This is a genomic window from Vibrio sp. SCSIO 43009, assembly GCF_023716525.1.
In the GTDB taxonomy this organism is placed as follows: Bacteria; Pseudomonadota; Gammaproteobacteria; order Enterobacterales; family Vibrionaceae; genus Vibrio; species Vibrio alginolyticus.
The window spans coordinates 1,170,637-1,187,569 of record NZ_CP071843.1 but is presented as its reverse complement, the minus strand read 5'-3'; the positions used below and the strand labels follow the sequence as shown (position 1 = coordinate 1,187,569).

Genomic DNA, 16,933 nt, shown 5'->3' with positions numbered 1-16,933 from the left:
CTCAAGCATTTTTCCTACGCTAATTTCGCTCACTTATCTACGGTGATGAGTATTAACTCCTAGGAGAATAAAAATGCAACAACACTACGATTACATCATCGTCGGTGCGGGTTCGGCCGGCTGTGTGTTAGCGGATCGCTTAAGTGAAAGTGGTCAAAATTCGGTCCTATTACTCGAAGCGGGTGGGTCGGATAAAAGTATTTTTATCCAAATGCCAACAGCGCTTTCTTACCCGATGAACACTGAAAAATACGCGTGGCAGTTTGAGACGGTTGAAGAGCAAGGGTTGGATGGTCGCCAACTTCATTGTCCTCGCGGAAAAGTTCTGGGCGGTAGCTCATCTATCAACGGCATGGTTTACGTTCGCGGACACGCTTGTGACTTTGACCAGTGGGAAGAGGAAGGCGCGAAAGGCTGGAACTATCAGTCGTGTTTGCCTTATTTCCGTAAAGCAGAGTCTTGGATTGGTGGTGCTGATGAATATCGGGGCGATCACGGTCCAGTCGGCACATGTAACGGCAACGATATGAAGCTCAACCCGCTGTACCAAGCTTTTATTGATGCAGGCAAAGAAGCGGGCTACCCAGAAACAAAAGATTACAACGGTTATCAACAAGAGGGCTTTGGCCCAATGCATATGACCGTCGACAAAGGCGTACGCGCTTCAACCTCTAATGCATACTTAAGCCGTGCTAAAAAACGCAAAAACTTCACCCTAATGAAGAGGGTGACGGTTCATCGAGTTTTATTAGAAGAAACTGATTCAGAAGGCAAGAAAGCGGTAGGCGTTGAATTTGAAAAGTCAGGTTCAATTCAGCAATGTTTTGCGAATAATGAAGTGATTTCGAGTGCGGGTTCGGTTGGCTCCGTTCAGCTGTTGCAGCTTTCAGGCATTGGCCCTAAGGCAGTATTAGAAAAAGCGGGCATTGAGGTGAAACACTCGTTGGAGGGAGTAGGTAAAAACCTGCAAGATCACTTAGAAGTGTACTTCCAATATCACTGTAAACAACCTATCACGCTCAACAGCAAATTAGGCTTGGTGAGCAAGGGCTTGATTGGCACTGAGTGGATATTAACTCGCAAAGGCCTAGGGGCTACTAACCACTTTGAATCGTGTGCGTTTATCCGCTCTCGTGAAGGACTAAAGTGGCCAAATATTCAATATCACTTCTTGCCAGCGGCAATGCGCTATGACGGGCAAGCTGCTTTTGATGGTCATGGTTTCCAAGTGCACGTTGGACCTAACAAGCCAGAAAGTCGCGGGTCGGTCGAAGTTGTCTCTGCGAATCCGAATGATAAGCCGAAGATTGAGTTTAACTACATTTCCACTGAACAAGATAAGCAGGATTGGCGTGATTGTATTCGCCTTACTCGCGAGATCCTCAATCAGCCAGCCATGGATGAGTTTCGTGGGGATGAGATCCAACCCGGTCTGAACATCACAACGGATGAACAGATTGATGAATGGGTGAAGCAAAACGTCGAGAGTGCTTACCATCCATCTTGTACCTGCAAAATGGGCGCAGATAATGACCCATTAGCCGTCTTAAATGAGCGATGCCAAGTACGCGGTATTCAAGGCTTGCGTGTGGTGGACTCTTCTATTTTCCCAACCATTCCGAACGGTAATTTAAATGCGCCAACGATTATGGTGGCAGAACGCGCCGCGGATATGATTTTGGATAACGCCCTAGAAACGTCGAACAACGTACCAGTTTGGATTGCACCGGACTGGCAAGAGATGCAACGAATGCATCCGCCAAAAAGAGATCTCGATTCGATCTCATAAAATGAAAAAGTCAGTAATCATTACAAGGAATTCAACATGTCTAAGATGACAAAAATCTTCTCAACAATTGCACTAAGTACTTTAGCAACAGGCGCTTACGCCAACCAATGTGAAACGGTTCGTTTCGCAGATGTAGGTTGGACTGACATCACAGCGACCACTGCCGTTACATCAGAGTTACTTAAAGGGTTGGGGTACAAAACGAAGACCGATCTTCTGTCTGTGCCTGTAACTTACTCCTCTATGGCTAATGGCGATATCGACATTTTCCTAGGTAACTGGATGCCAACGATGGAAGGTGATATCGCGAAATACCGTGATGCAGGTACTGTTGAAACCGTACGCGCGAACCTCGTTGGCGCAAAGTACACGCTAGCGGTTCCAAAATACGTTTATGACGCAGGCGTAACCAATTTCGCTGACCTAGTAAAACATGCCGACAAATTTAAAGACCGCATTTACGGCATTGAACCAGGAAACGATGGCAACCGCTTAATTCAGTCAATGATTGATAGCAACGCATTCGGCCTAAAAGATTTCAGCCTAGTTGAGTCCAGTGAAGCTGGCATGGTGTCTCAAGTATCACGTGCCGCACGCCGCAATCAATGGATTGTGTACCTAGGTTGGGCGCCGCACCCAATGAATAGTAACGTTGAAATGGAATATCTAGCGGGTGGTGATGACTTCTTCGGTCCTAACTACGGCGGCGCGAACGTCTACACAAACGTACGTAAAAATTACCTCGCTGAGTGTCCAAATGTAGGTCAGCTAGTGAAAAATCTAGAGTTTAACCTAGAAATGGAAAATGAACTGATGGAAGCGATTCTTAACCAGAAACAGAAGCCATCAAAAGCAGCGCAAGCATGGTTGAATGCAAACCAAGAGCAAATTGAAGCGTGGCTAGAGGGCGTGAAAACGGTGGATGGCCAAGATGCGCTAACAGCTATTACAAACTACTTAAAAACAAACGCTTAATAAGCAGTATTTGAGCTCGTTTTTTTAAAAGAAAGTGGGCAGTTTTGCCCGCTTCATTAACACAAAGGTTTTATTTTGAATTTTATTACGGACAACAAACTACCGTTGGGCCAATGGATGGAAACTGGCGTCGATTGGTTAACCATCAATGCATCGGGTTTTTTCGATGCAATCTCTATTACACTTGAAACGATCATTCTTTTCGTGGTGGACATTTTTAAATGGATGCCACCTGCAGCGCCAATCATTATGACGGCGGCAATTGCTTGGTTCTTACATCGCAGCATTCCTCTTGTCGTATTTATCGTGTTGGCCTTACTCGCAATTCTCAACCTTGGTTACTGGCAAGAAATGCTGGAAACCTTTGTCCTTGTGTTTGCAGCGACAACGATTTCCGTATTAATTGGCGTGCCGTTGGGCATTATGGCGGCGCACCGTCCTTGGTTATACACCTTGTTGCGGCCAATACTCGATTTAATGCAGACCGTCCCGACATTCGTTTACCTAATTCCAACCTTGGTTCTGTTTGGATTGGGTATTGTCCCTGGTCTAATCTCGACCATCATTTTCGCTATCGCTGCGCCAATTCGATTGACGTACCTCGGCATTATTAAAGTGCCGGAGGAGCTACTTGAAGCGGGTAAAGCATTTGGTGCCAGCCGCATGAAGCTACTGTTTAAGGTGGAGTTACCTGCGGCATTGCCAAGTATTATGGCTGGCGTTACGCAGTGCATTATGTTGTCTCTTTCTATGGTGGTCATTGCGGCGCTTGTTGGTGCTGATGGGCTTGGTAAGCCAGTCGTACGTGCACTGAATACGGTAAACATTTCACAAGGTTTTGAAGCTGGTTTAGCGATTGTACTCGTTGCCATCATTCTTGACCGCTTGTGTAAAGCACCAAACCAGAAGGAGGCATAATCATGGACGCTATTACTATTAAAAATCTTGATGTCGTTTTTGGTCAGCAACAAGCACAGGCGCTAGCACTACTAGATCAAGGGAAATCTCGACAAGAAATCATTGATGAAACTGGCCAAGTGGTTGGGGTTGATAATGTTTCGCTGAACGTGAAACAGGGTGAGATCTGTGTCTTGATGGGGCTTTCAGGCTCGGGTAAATCAAGTTTGCTGCGAACGGTTAACGGATTGAACGATATTTCTCGTGGCTCTCTGAAAATTAAAGATGGCGACGATATGGTTGAGCTCTCTAACTGTGACGAACAGAAACTGCGCCACCTTCGTACGCACCGCGTGTCCATGGTGTTTCAGAAGTTTGCATTGATGCCTTGGTTAACGGTGTTAGACAATGTAGCGTTTGGTCTAGAGATGCAAGGCATTGGTAAAGCAGAGCGTCGTAAAAAGGCGCGTGAACAGCTCGAAATGGTCGGTTTATCTGAGTGGGAAACCAAATTCCCGCACGAGCTTTCTGGTGGTATGCAGCAGCGTGTTGGCCTAGCGCGAGCGTTCGCGATGGACACTGATATCTTGTTAATGGATGAACCGTTTTCAGCACTTGATCCATTGATTCGTGCTCAGCTTCAAGATGAATTGATTCTGCTTCAGGAAAAGCTAAACAAAACCATTCTTTTTGTGAGTCACGACTTGGATGAAGCACTTAAAATCGGTAACAACATCGCCATTATGGAATCAGGAAAGCTGATTCAACATGGCAAGCCAGAACAGATCATTCTTGCTCCAGAAAACGATTATGTGGCGGACTTTGTTGCTCACACTAATCCATTAAATGTGCTGAAGGGACGTTCCTTAATGCGTGACGATTTGGTTCGCGAAGATACGCGTGTTCTGATTTGCCCTGATAAAGATATTTGGGTGATACAAGAGAGCAAGGGGTTAAGTTTAGCGGATAAAGATAAATCGTTGATTCAATGGAAGAGCGATTCTTCGAACCTTGACGAAGTTAATGAAAACTCTCTGGTTCAGGTTAGTCCAGAAATCAGTATGCGAGAAGCGATTGAACTTAAACAGCGTAGCAATCAGCCTCTGCTTATGGTTGAAGATAATAAGCTGGTTGGTGTGTTAAGCGACAATGAGCTTTACGATGCATTGCTTGGTAATTTTAAGTCAGAGCAAGTTGCGTAAAGTTGACGCAGAACCAAGTAAAAAAGAGCCGCATTAATGTGCGGCTCTTTTTAGTTTAAACAATGATTTAAGTCGCTAAGCTAAGACAATGGTCGATTATAGAGTCGTAATTACGTCATCCATTGCAAGGCGCGCTTTTGGAAGACCATGATTGTAATCTTCCCCATCTTTATGGTAGCCAATCGCCAGCGCAACTTCACAAATATGGCCCTCGAGCTCTTCTTTAAACTCTTCTCCAATCAGAGCCGGATCGACACCTTCCATCGGTGTTGAATCAATGCCTAGTCGTGCCAATGTGTGTAGTAGGTTGCCTAGTGCCAAATAGACTTGTGCTTTTGTCCAGTTTCCGTTGAAGCCATTTTCGTCCGTATTTGCATCGGCAAAAGCGTAAGCACCCATAAAGTTGTTGTACATCTCCGCTGGCAAGTGGCCAGATGTTACTTCTGCATCCACACGTTTCGCAAATTTCTCTTTAGTAAATTTAGGATCGTAAGCAAATAGAATCGTATGTGATGCGGCTTTCGCGTGTGGTTGGTTAAACTGGTGCATATTTGCAAACGTATTGTGGAAACGTTGCTTCGCTTCATCACTTTCAATAACGATGAATTTCCATGGTTGTGAGTTGATAGAAGACGCCGACAAACGCAGTGCTTCTTTGATTATCGCCATGTCTTCTTGAGAAACGCGCTTGGTTTCATCATATTTTTTTGCAGTGTAACGGTTATTTAGATCGGTAATGATTTGATGGGACACGTTTATATCCTCTTTATGTGATGACAGATGAGGATGCACTAGCATCGACAACCATGCGTACCTCGAATATGGGTTCATGATAATGGATATTTTTTCATTGATAAGAGGGTGTTTATTTAAATCACTTTTTACTTTTTGTTGAAAATCGATGTGAGTTGATCGATTTGAAACTTAAAAGTCCTTATTTGGAAGCTTTTATTTGATATTAAATTAAACTCATATTGAGGCGTAGGGGAAAGCAACATGAACGTGATTGAAGTTTTTAATGATAGCTATGAACGTTGTACTTCAGATCAGGAGTTTTTCGACTTGTTCTACAAAAATTTATGGTCGAAAAGCGCCAACTTTAGACAGAAGTTTGACGGTATAGACATGCACCAACAAGTGAGAATGCTTAGAGGGTCTATCGTATTTTTTATGATGGCAGATACCTCGACCGAAGCGCACAAAATGGTGGAAAAGTATGGGAAAAAGCATGCAAGTGCCGAAATTGGTATAGAGCCGCAGGATTTTGATGTTTGGCTTGAGAGTTTGTTAGAAACGGTTCGACAGTGTGATTCCGGGTACGATACCGATGTTGAAACCGCTTGGCGAACATGCTTTAAAACGGGCTTAGAAGTAATGAAACAAGAGTGTGATAAAGAAGATGGGCACATCCTTAAAGCGAGTTCCAAATAAGGAAGTAACGTGAGTGGTCGTTACTTCCTAGGGTCAGAACCTTACTTATCTTGTGTCTCTTTATTCTTTTTCACCGCTTCGGCGATATCACTGACAGCTTCGACAAGATTGATCGGCATTGGAAAAATAATAGTGGATGTTTTGTCTGTAGTGATTTCAGTGAGTGTCTGCATGTAACGTAATTGCAGTGCATTCGGTGCTTCGTTGAGCATTTGCGCTGCTTCTTTTAATTTATTTGAAGCCTCTAACTCACCAGTAGCGTGAATGATCTTCGCCCTACGGTTACGTTCTGCTTCTGCCTGACGGGCTAGGGCTCTGACCATGCTGTCATTTAAATCAACATGTTTGACTTCAACCGTAGCAATCTTGATTCCCCAGTCATCAGTTTGTTGATCGAGAATGGATTGTAAATCCTTATTGAGGCGTTCTCGCTCTGATAGCAATTCATCGAGTTCATGCTGACCCAATACCGAGCGCAGCGTGGTTTGTGCTAACTGACTGGTGGCATCGCTGTAGCTTTCAATATTGTTAATCGCCATTTGAGGATCGACTACGCGAAAATAAACGACCGCGTTGACGCGCACAGAAACGTTATCTTTGGTAATTAAATCTTGTGTCGGCACATCCAAAACGACAGTACGTAAATCAACCCTCACCATTTGCTGAATAAATGGGATAAGGATGATCAAACCAGGTCCTTTGACTTCTTGAAATCGACCAAGAAAGAACACAACCCCACGTTCGTATTCTCTCAAAACCTTGAACATTTGGGTCGCTAGTGCGAACAGCAGCACCACGATCACCGCAACGGTATAGAGCATCATAAAGCGCCTCCTATTTATTTTGGCGGTCATCAGGCATCACAGTTAAGGTCAGCCCTTTAACATTAACAATGGTGACGTGATCACCTTGTTTGAATTGTTGATGGTCTTTGGCTTTAGCTCGCCATAACGCACCGTTGAGTTGAACGCGTCCTTCGCCATCGATAAAGTCATCGCTTACCACGGCGACCTTCCCAGGGTAAGTCTCTAAACCCGTCGTTACACGCCGGCGACGAATTTTGAGCAGCAGGCCGACGGTCAGCACGATTAGAGCCACGGAAAATATGGCAATACCAAAAATCAAAGGAAGGGCGATCTGGAATCCTGGTAACTCACTGTCCATGAGAAATATCGAACCGAGTACAAAGGCGACAACGCCGCCTAAGCCCAAAATACCAAAGCTCGGGCTGAATGCTTCCGCTATCATTAGTGCAATACCGAGTAACAGCAGACCAAGACCTGCGTAGTTGACGGGCATCATTTGTAGTGCGTACATGGCAAGAAGCAGACAAATCCCACCTAGCACACCGGGTAAGCCAATTCCTGGGTTGTAAAATTCAAGAAGTAAACCGTAGATGCCGATGAGCATTAGAATGTAGGCAACGTTTGGATTGGTGATAACGGCTAACATTTCTGCTCGCCAATCTGGCGTTCTTTCAACCCATGCTGGATTTTCCAGTGACAATGTCACATCACGATTGTTAACTTTAACAGTTTGTCCATCAATGGCTTTGACTAAATCCTCTGGTGAGTTGGCTATATAATCAATAACGTTTAATTCCAATGCCTCTGTGGCGTCCAAACTCGCTGCTTCGCTCACTGCTTTCTCTGCCCACTCTGCATTTCGGCCATGAAGCTTTGCTAAGCCTTTAATATAGGCTCTAGCATCATTAATCACCTTTTTCTCCATTGCGGTTTTCGCGGGAACTTTCTCTGAACCTTCGTTGGTTCCTTCTGACGTTTCTTCCGCGTTTTGATCTTTGCCATCATCCGATGAAGGGGGCTGAGGGGCACCACCTAACGCGACGGGCGTTGCCGCGCCAAGGTTGGTGGCTTCAGCCATGGCGGCAACGTGGCTGGCGAGTAAAATGTATGTCCCTGCGCTAGCCGCTCTAGATCCTGACGGGCCAACCCAAGTCGCAATTGGAGTGGAGGAGGTGGTAATCGCGTGAATAATATCTCGCATTGCGCTATCTAAGCCGCCTGGTGTGTCCATCTCTAAGATCACTAAACTGACACCGTTTAGTTGAGCTTCTTCTATTTCACGAGATAAATAGTCGCTAGTAGCAGGCCCTATAGCGCCTTTGACAGGAACAATCCAAACAGTATTCGCCAGTGCTTGACTGGCCATCAAGAGTAAAGGTAAGAACCATATCCATAGTCGTTTCATGCAGTCCTCCTTGTGTGGTCACAGGGACTTTTTGAAATCCTAATTCAAGTATATCCAAATAACTTAGAGATGCTTGAGTATAGGTTCTAATGAATAAGTTGCCGAGGCTAATTAGGAGACTACTTTTTTATATATAAACGCTGTGTGAGATAGTAAACTAAAGCAAATTATTGGTAATTGTGATGTTTATGTTTATTGTTCAGCGTTTGATTAAGTTGGCCGTTATCTGTGCCGTATTCTTTACTATTTTCGATCTGATCTCGTATGGAGAGGTGACTTGGTTTCAACGGTTTTTGGCTTTTCTACACTAAACTCAGATTTCAATACGTTAGCTACTCATAAGGCGATCGATTTCTTCCTATTCGCCTTATTACTCCCTCTTCAACCAAAGCCTTAAACAAAGCAATACTTAACTCGTTTTTTCAACTTCCTGTCGGTGGAAAAAACGCCAAAATGCAACTAAATTCATATCAATGACAAGTTTAAGGTATGTAGTTGATGAGGCAATTCAGCGCAATCGCACTAGCTGTTGTAACACTCATTTTGAGCCAAACAACAACCGCAAGAAACGCGAAGATGTTAGGTGATATCTCCCTAGTTCAGCCCATACAGGGTGATCCTAATGTGGATATTAAGCTAGCGAGAATTGGCTGGCATCTCTTCCGCGATCCTCAATTATCGTCAAATGGTAATGTCAGCTGCGCGACATGCCACAATCTGCAAACCAATGGCGCTGAAAATACACCAGTCTCTACGGGGGTGAAAGGTGATGGAATTAGAAATTCTATAACAGTGTTTAATGCGGCGTTAAATTATCGTTTTTTATGGGATGGAACGGAAAACACCTTGATGGCTCAGATTGATGGTCCAATCCATAATCCAATGGAAATGGACTCAAACTGGCAAACAATAGAGCAATATGTAAAAGAGAGTGAACATTATCAAGCGCTATTTAGTCGTGACGATGAATTGCCGATTAACGTTCATAATATCAAGTCCGCTATTGTGGAGTTTGTTGAAGGGCTGCAGACGCCTGGCGCACCATTCGATGCTTACTTATTGGGTTACACGCATGTACTGAGTGAACAGCAAATCAGAGGTTGGAAAACATTTCAGACTTCAGGTTGTGTGCAGTGTCATCAGGGCAAAAATATCGGCGGAGCGATGATCCAAAGGTTCGCCTATTTCAAGGATAAGCCAGTAGTAGAGGACTCGGGCCGGCAACTCGTTACGATAGAAGATGAAGAGCGATTCTATTTTAGAGTAGCCAGTTTACGCAATGTCGCGCTAACGAGTCCTTATTTTCATAATGGGCAAGTCGATAAGTTATCCGACGCGATACAAATCATGGCTAAAACCCAGCTCGGTATAACGATGAACGATGAGAATGTCGCGGACATTGAAGCATTCTTGCAGTCGTTGACAGCACCTAGACCCATAATTTTAGAGGTGTTGGAAAATGAATAAATTCAAACTGATCAACTTTTGCTTTTTTATTGGGATACTGACGTGCTGCACACTGGCGTATATGTCGTATATGAATTCAAAAAACGCTCAAGAATTTCATGCAGGGCTAATGAATATCGGACATGAGTTGATTGAAGAGCGTGATGTTATCGTGAACCGATATGCCGTTGAAGATAGGAAAAACTATGAGTTAACAACATCTTTAGTAGAGATAGAAATCGCAGCACAGGCACTGTTGGAATCATCAAAGGCATCAGTTTGGTTTCCCGTGACACCCAATCGTATAAAAGTTAGGGATACGCTTGAACAGTTTAAGGAGCGAGTGCTTCAAACAACGTTGAAGCTTGATATGTTAATTGGTGTTCAGGTAGAAAATCGGTATGCATTACTCATGTTGTTCAATTTATATCAGCAAGAGGTTTCTACCGAGAGCGGTCAATCATTGGGTGGCAGTCGTTATTTTGAATTTCTCAACCAGTTGCTTCTAACACAAACTGAAGTTGAGAGTGAAAAAGAAGCGAACTTCCTTAAACGGCTTCAAACGAGTGATAAAAGAATTGAATTGCTGACGAATGAACTGCTTGATCACACTTATATTGAGTTTGTCGAAAGCTCAGAGCATCGGTTACTCAATATTGCTCAAAGTGAGGCGCGTTTTACGTGGTTGTTTGTATTTATCGCGGTGATGTTTCTAGTTAGCGCGTTTGTTTATCAGTCACATCACCGAATGCATAACTTAAAACAGTTGAATCTTGAAATTGAAGAGGCGAGAAACAAAGCCGAGCGAGCGGCAAAAGCGAAATCAAATTTTCTCGCTGCAATGAGTCACGAACTAAGGACGCCGATGAATGGTGTACTAGGGCTTTCTCAAATGATTGCAGAAGAGACCAAAGAGCCGACGACGAAAGAGCATATTAGGGTTATTCTTGATTCTGGCCAGCATCTGATGACTATCCTCAACGATATTTTGGATTTTTCTAAAGTTGAAGAAAACAAACTGGAATTTGAGCAAGCTAAGTTTAAGCTCGATCAAGTGCTTTCTCCGGTGTGTAGCGCAATAAAACCACTTGTTGATGAAAAAAATATCGAGTTAATCTTGGAAAACGAGGTTTCTGAATATACTGAATTTACTGGAGATTGTGCGCGTTTACGACAGATCTTGTTTAATCTCGCCGGTAACGCGGTGAAGTTTACCAATGAAGGGCATGTGCTGGTTAGAACTGAGTTAGATGAATCGAATCAGTTGTTGGTCATGCGCGTGAGCGACACCGGTATTGGTATTGCGCCAGACAAGCACGAGCATATTTTTAACTCGTTTGAGCAAGCAGACTCATCAACGACTCGAAGGTTCGGCGGAACAGGGCTTGGGTTAGCCATCGTCAAAAAACTAACCGATTTGATGGGTGGCCATATTACTCTGAAGAGTATAGAAGGCGTTGGAAGTCAATTTATCGTTGAGTTGCCGATTCCTTGGGTAGAATCTGCTCCGAAAAAGCAGCAAGAAGCACCGAAACCTCGCGCAAAATCACACCATTTCAAGATACTACTTGCTGATGATAACCGTGTGAATGCCATTGTGGCAAAAGGGTTTTGCGAAAAGCTTGGGCATGAAGTGGATGTTGCAGAAAATGGATTAATCGCGGTTAAAAAGGCGAAAGAGAACGAGTACGACCTGATCTTGATGGACAACCATATGCCCGAGATGAATGGCGTTGAGGCGACACGCGTTATCCGACAAGAGTTAGGTATCAAGACATTACTCTTTGCGTACACGGCAGACGTATTTCGTGAAGCTCACGATAGCTTTATCGAAGCAGGAGCAGACCATGTGCTTACGAAACCGCTACAGCATGAGAGCTTTTCAGACGCTCTCAAACAGTTTGCCGCCAGACTCGAACCGAAACAGAATCCGCCACTAACGAGTGACAGCAATGTGCTTCAATTGCAACGTAAGCCAATCGAGAACTTAAGGTTAACAGAGGAAGAACTCTCCCGTTCAGGCATGTTTACTTCTTTACGAGATGAGCCAGCAGCGCTCGACGAGTTGCTAAAAAGCATTATTGTCGATTTTGAGACTTCTGTTGATGAACTTATTGAATACTTTATGGCTGAAGACTTTGCTTCATTAGAGCTGACGTTGCACAAAACGAAAGGGATGGCACTGAACCTAAGTTTACCTATTTTGGCGAGCCAAACGGAGGCCCTGGAAACTCAACTTAAAGCCAACCAAAGTCCCGAGATTGAGCAGTTGCAGATGCTGATCAATCGGTTACAGGTCAACATCCATCAGTCTCATAGACTTTTGGATGATATCCAGAAGAACAATGCCGATCCTCAACAGATTTTATAGTCCCTGTGAGTGCGATGCTTTCCTTAACTCATTTTGTTGTGGTTTACTGTGGCAAGGACGGATAGTGTTGATTCGTCGTCGGAAAATCAGGGAGTTAGAATGAGTAAGCATTCCGCTTTAATCAAATGGCATCGTAAAGCTGGCGAAGAGTTTAGTGATAATAAGTATAGTAGGGCACACATTTGGCAATTTGATGGAGGGTTGCAAGTCCCAGCATCTCCATCTCCCCACGTAGTACCATTACCACTATCCGTAGAAGAAAATGTTGATCCAGAAGAAGCGTTTGTCGCGGCACTTTCTAGTTGTCATATGCTCGTTTTCTTGTCTATTGCAGCAAAGCGGCGTTACGTTGTGGACAGTTACTTAGATGAAGCGGTAGGGGAGCTTGAAAAAGGCGAAAACGGAAAAGAGTGGGTATCAAAGGTAACGTTAAACCCTAAGATAACATTTTCAGGTGAAAAACAACCGACACCATCTCAATTAGAAAAACTGCACCACATGGCCCATGAGAATTGCTTTATCGCCAACTCCGTTAAAACAGAAGTGACAACGCTTATTGCGAATTAAGTGGAGCTCTTTATCAAAAAGCGCGGCCTATTGCGGAGTTATATTAAGCCAGCAGTCATCCTGCTGGCTCGTTCATCTAGACGACACCTTGCTCAATCATTGCATCAGCGACTTTTCTAAAGCCTGCAATGTTGGCGCCTAAAACTAAATTTCCAGGTTGGCCAAACTCTTTACTGGTTTCGTTTGCATTGATGAAAATATTTTTCATGATGGTTTGCAACTGACTATCCACTTGTTCAAACGTCCAGTTTTGCATGCTGGCGTTTTGCGCCATTTCAAGTTGACTGGTTGCAACGCCGCCTGCATTGGCTGCTTTGGCAGGCCCATAAGCTATGTCCGAGTCCACGATAATATTGGCAGCATCACGGGTGGTTGGCATGTTCGCCCCTTCACTAATCAAAATACATCCGTTTTCGATAAGAGCCAGTGCGTCGTCTGACGTTAATTCATTTTGAGTCGCACAAGGGAAGGCAGCATCAGCCTGATATCGCCAAACAGCATGTCCTTCATTAGGATAGTCGCCCTCTGGTGTGTATTCTGCTTCAGGGTAAGTTTCTAAATATTCTTCTAAGCTTGCTCTTTTCACTTCTTTCAGTTGTTTTAGGAGCTTAAGATCAATACCGTGCTCATGATAGATCGTACCTCGAGAGTCGCTGCATGTAACCGGCGTTGCTCCCATATGGTACAGTTTTTTAATGGCGTAGATAGCCACGTTGCCAGCACCAGAAACGAGGCAAGTTTTCCCTTTCAATGAATCGTTGCGGTCGTTGAGCATGCATTCTGCAAAATAGACGGCGCCATATCCTGTCGCTTCTTTTCTGGCGAGTGATCCACCCCAAAGAAGACTCTTGCCTGTAAGCACACCTTCGTAGCGCCCCGTCAATCGTTTGTATTGACCAAACATATAGCCAATTTCGCGCGCCCCGACGCCGATATCGCCTGCGGGAACATCGGTGGTAGGACCGATGTGACGGTACAACTCGTTCATAAATGATTGGCAAAATCGCATGATCTCGCCGTCGGATTTTCCTTTAGGATCGAAGTTTGAACCGCCTTTGCCGCCACCGATAGGAAGGCCAGTCAGTGCGTTTTTAAAGATTTGCTCAAAGCCGAGAAATTTTATGATGCTCGCATTGACTGAGTGATGGAATCTCAATCCTCCTTTGTACGGCCCCAAAGCAGAGTTGAATTCAACTCGATAACCTTTGTTTACTTGTACATTTCCAGCATCATCAACCCAAGGAACTCGAAACATGATTTGACGTTCTGGCTCGACGATCCTCTGGATAATCGCTTGTTCCTTATATTTATTATTGCCTTCTATTACCGGCGCGAGAGAAGTTAATACTTCTTCTACCGCTTGGTAAAATTCTTTTTGCGCAGGGCTACTGTGTTGCAACGCAACAATAGTATCGTGTATGTATGACATAGATTTCTTCCTTGATGTGAATAAGCAATCAGTTTATATGAATTTATTTCCATTAAATAGTGATTTTGACCAAGATTCAATGGTTGTAGTGGTCTTTCCTGCGGATGAGAATGTGCAGCTTCTAACCCAGGCAGTGTTGGTTGAGATAGGTAGGGCGAGCTAAGTAAGCGGGTGGTTGAGTGATCAGTTTCACATATAACAAGCAGAAATCACTTTAGTCGATGTTGTTGTGCAGTTACGCAAATTGTTTATGTTAACGTCATGTTAAAGTTTTGGTGTGTGATAACTTGTGAAAAGACAACTATATGGATGAGCTTAAGGTTCTGAACTCGTTTATTCAGCAGAATGGTCTACCAGCGTTTGGCCACCTTGATAGAATTCCAACATCGTTACAGCTAGATAAATTTACTTACCTCGATGAGATGGATAAGCCAGTGTCTAAGTGGCGCCGTTACCGCGATTATAAGCAGTTTCAGTTCGTCAATTTGGTCACACCTGATTACGTCATTGGAGTAGCGATTGCTGATATACGGTATTTAGCATCCGGCTTTTGCTACCTGTTTGATATTAAAAAGAATAAGTTGATTGAGCAACAATGGTTGAAACCTTTTAATATAGGTTATCAAACTCAGCCTTCCAGTTGGTGCAGTCTTGCCCATCTTGCTAACAAAAGAATTCAGTTTTCTATTAAGGATGGTATTTGGCACGTCCACTTTGTGACAGAGTCAGTCAATGCGGATCTCTATTTACGTCCAGAAAACATGAGTTTGCCATTAATGTTGTGTACGCCAACAGGTTATGCGGGTTGGACATATACTCAGAAGCACAATGCGTTAGCAGTAGACGGTAACTTGTTCATATTAGGAAAAGAGCAAGATCTTTCAGAGGTGGCTGCTGGTTACGATTTTTCCGCTGGGTACATGCGGCGAGAAACAAGTTGGCGCTGGGCGAGTATCAATTGCTTTGAGGATGACAGGCGTCTGGGGTTGAACTTGGCAGCTGGCGTTAATGAAACTGGCTATTGCGAAAATGTATTGTGGATTAATGGTCAGCGTCACTTTTTGCAACCTGTGCAGTTTCAGTTTTCACGAAGTGATGAAGGGCAAAAGTGGCATATTACGTCTGAAGATAAACGAGTTAACTTACAGTTCACGCCTTTGAATCGACGCTCAGAGAAGAAAAATTTTTGGCTTCTCAAAAGTAACTTTCGTCAGTATATCGGTTATTTCTCTGGCTATCTTATCGATGGAAATGGCATCAAACATCAGTTAGAAGAAGTTATGGGTCTTACTGAAGATCACTATGCAAAATGGTAGAAACACAATGGATTGGACGCAGTTGATGGACCGCCCAGAATTACTTCTGATGATTCTGGCTCCAGTTTTCTTTTTCTGCATGCTTGCCGAATATTGGTTCGGACAAAGAAGGGGACGCTTGCCTGAAAGCGCGACGTATTACTTCCCTGAAGTAGCGTGTAATTTTGTTCTTGCGGGCTTACACCAAGCGACAGACATACTCACGGGTTTACTGATTGCTCAGTTGTATTTGTGGTGGTTCGATTGGCGTTTGTTTGATATCGAAATGAGCGTCTCAGCTTTTCTTTTACTTGTTGTCCTGCAAGATTTTTTCTATTACTGGTTTCATCGGGCTAGCCATCGTATTCGTTGGATGTGGGCCGCGCACGTTGTTCATCACAGTTCGGAAAGAATGAACTTCAGTACCGCCTTTCGTCAAAGTTTAATGTATCCGCTAGCGGGGATGTGGATTTTTTGGTTGCCCTTGGTGATTATTGGTTTTGAGCCAAAATGGGTTGTCTTCGTTGTGTTGTTTAATCTGGGCTTACAGTTTTTTGTTCACACCCAATCAATTCGTTCGCTCGGGCCACTAGAGTGGGTATTTAACACGCCGTCTCATCATCGCGTTCATCATGGTGTGAACCGTCAGTACATCGACAAAAATTATGCGGGTGTATTAATTATTTGGGATCGAATGTTCGGAACGTTTGAACCAGAGGTGGAAACGGTTCGGTATGGGGTTTCTAAACCTGTAAACAGCTTTAATCCCATCCGCGTGACGTTTGCAGAATGGAAAGACATGTTTTATGACGTAACTCGACCAAACTTATCATGGAAACAACGCTGCCGCCGTTTGTTCGCTCCGCCATCGGATTTTTATGAGTAAATTGAGATAAAGAGATTGGAGCGGGCAGCGGGAATCGAACCCGCATCATCAGCTTGGAAGGCTGAGGTAATAGCCATTATACGATGCCCGCGCATCGATAGGACTCAGTTAATATGCCACACTGGACGAAAAAGAAAAGTCTTTTCTCATCAAATGTTTGTCAGTTGCCTAAAAAAGTAGCGGACTGATGTTAAAGTGTTCATTGTCTCTGGTTTTTTGTGGCACTCGCGATTCCGCTACTAAGCCTAGGGGCTTCCAATTAGGTCGTAAACACCGAATTCTTAGGTGTTTAGATGTTGATGATATTCAAGATTTTCTGTGTAAAGGTTAATCTCGTTTATTGAACAGTCACGTTTCATGGTCAAGACTAGATATTGAAATGATTACTTTTTACTGTTGATGCGTATGTATAACACAGGGTAATTCTGCTGAAA

At 43.9% G+C, this 16,933-nt stretch carries 14 protein-coding genes and 1 tRNA gene; 10 read left to right on the top strand and 5 right to left on the bottom strand.

The genetic code is table 11. From position 1 onward, the window contains the following. The first annotated feature begins 73 nt into the window (after positions 1–73). From betA to choV, 4 genes are all read left to right on the top strand, one after another. On the top strand, positions 74–1,789 hold the full coding sequence (gene betA / locus J4N43_RS20860) for a choline dehydrogenase (RefSeq protein ID WP_053349194.1): 1,716 nt from the start codon (positions 74–76) through the stop codon (positions 1,787–1,789). 36 nt (positions 1,790–1,825) lie between these two features. After that, positions 1,826–2,764 carry a choline ABC transporter substrate-binding protein gene (locus J4N43_RS20855; RefSeq protein ID WP_005382646.1) on the top strand — a complete coding sequence of 313 codons (939 nt, stop codon included), beginning with the start codon at positions 1,826–1,828 and terminating at the stop codon, positions 2,762–2,764. Between the two features lie 75 nt (positions 2,765–2,839). After that, complete coding sequence (gene choW, locus J4N43_RS20850) at positions 2,840–3,682, top strand: choline ABC transporter permease subunit (protein WP_005392552.1); 843 nt, start codon at positions 2,840–2,842, stop codon at positions 3,680–3,682. A 2-nt stretch (positions 3,683–3,684) separates the two neighbouring features. Beyond that, entirely contained in the window at positions 3,685–4,863 is a 1,179-nt protein-coding gene (choV, locus tag J4N43_RS20845) for a choline ABC transporter ATP-binding protein (RefSeq protein WP_042523602.1), read from the top strand. A gap of 96 nt (positions 4,864–4,959) precedes the next feature. Here the strand turns inward: choV and J4N43_RS20840 are convergent, their stop codons facing one another. Further along, positions 4,960–5,616 (bottom strand): NAD(P)H-dependent oxidoreductase, encoded by a 657-nt coding sequence (locus J4N43_RS20840; RefSeq protein WP_042523604.1) that lies wholly within the window; start codon positions 5,614–5,616, stop codon positions 4,960–4,962. 243 nt (positions 5,617–5,859) lie between these two features. Between J4N43_RS20840 and J4N43_RS20835 the strand changes: the two genes are divergently transcribed. Beyond that, entirely contained in the window at positions 5,860–6,294 is a 435-nt protein-coding gene (locus tag J4N43_RS20835) for a globin (RefSeq protein WP_053349193.1), read from the top strand. Between the two features lie 41 nt (positions 6,295–6,335). Here J4N43_RS20835 and J4N43_RS20830 read toward each other — a convergent pair whose 3' ends face one another. Both J4N43_RS20830 and J4N43_RS20825 read right to left on the bottom strand, forming a co-directional pair. Next, a complete protein-coding gene (locus J4N43_RS20830) occupies positions 6,336–7,118 on the bottom strand; it encodes a slipin family protein (protein ID WP_005373196.1) in 783 nt (260 codons plus the stop codon). A 10-nt stretch (positions 7,119–7,128) separates the two neighbouring features. Next, positions 7,129–8,505, bottom strand: coding sequence for an NfeD family protein (locus J4N43_RS20825; RefSeq protein ID WP_053349192.1), 1,377 nt, complete (start codon positions 8,503–8,505; stop codon positions 7,129–7,131). 498 nt (positions 8,506–9,003) lie between these two features. On the opposite strand from J4N43_RS20825, the gene J4N43_RS20820 reads away from it, so the two are divergent. The 3 genes from J4N43_RS20820 (at position 9,004) to J4N43_RS20810 (ending at position 12,889) form a co-directional block, all read left to right on the top strand. Continuing rightward, positions 9,004–9,972 (top strand): cytochrome-c peroxidase, encoded by a 969-nt coding sequence (locus tag J4N43_RS20820; RefSeq protein ID WP_005373180.1) that lies wholly within the window; start codon positions 9,004–9,006, stop codon positions 9,970–9,972. Next, the gene (locus tag J4N43_RS20815; RefSeq protein WP_053349191.1) at positions 9,965–12,322 is read left to right on the top strand and encodes an ATP-binding protein; all 2,358 of its coding nucleotides are present in this window, start codon (positions 9,965–9,967) and stop codon (positions 12,320–12,322) included. The genes J4N43_RS20820 and J4N43_RS20815 overlap by 8 nt, the downstream gene beginning before the upstream one ends. A 99-nt stretch (positions 12,323–12,421) precedes the next feature. Then, on the top strand, positions 12,422–12,889 hold the full coding sequence (locus tag J4N43_RS20810; protein WP_005373176.1) for an OsmC family protein: 468 nt from the start codon (positions 12,422–12,424) through the stop codon (positions 12,887–12,889). A gap of 76 nt (positions 12,890–12,965) precedes the next feature. Here the strand turns inward: J4N43_RS20810 and gdhA are convergent, their stop codons facing one another. Then, positions 12,966–14,318 carry an NADP-specific glutamate dehydrogenase gene (gene gdhA, locus J4N43_RS20805; protein WP_158159496.1) on the bottom strand — a complete coding sequence of 451 codons (1,353 nt, stop codon included), beginning with the start codon at positions 14,316–14,318 and terminating at the stop codon, positions 12,966–12,968. A 305-nt stretch (positions 14,319–14,623) separates the two neighbouring features. On the opposite strand from gdhA, the gene J4N43_RS20800 reads away from it, so the two are divergent. Both J4N43_RS20800 and J4N43_RS20795 read left to right on the top strand, forming a co-directional pair. Next, positions 14,624–15,634 (top strand): DUF2804 domain-containing protein, encoded by a 1,011-nt coding sequence (locus J4N43_RS20800; RefSeq protein ID WP_005382632.1) that lies wholly within the window; start codon positions 14,624–14,626, stop codon positions 15,632–15,634. A 7-nt stretch (positions 15,635–15,641) separates the two neighbouring features. Beyond that, positions 15,642–16,499: a sterol desaturase family protein gene (locus tag J4N43_RS20795; protein ID WP_005373167.1), complete on the top strand. Its 858-nt coding sequence runs from the start codon at positions 15,642–15,644 to the stop codon at positions 16,497–16,499. A gap of 16 nt (positions 16,500–16,515) precedes the next feature. Here J4N43_RS20795 and J4N43_RS20790 read toward each other — a convergent pair. Continuing rightward, a tRNA-Gly gene (locus J4N43_RS20790) sits at positions 16,516–16,590 on the bottom strand. Positions 16,591–16,933 lie beyond the last annotated feature (343 nt).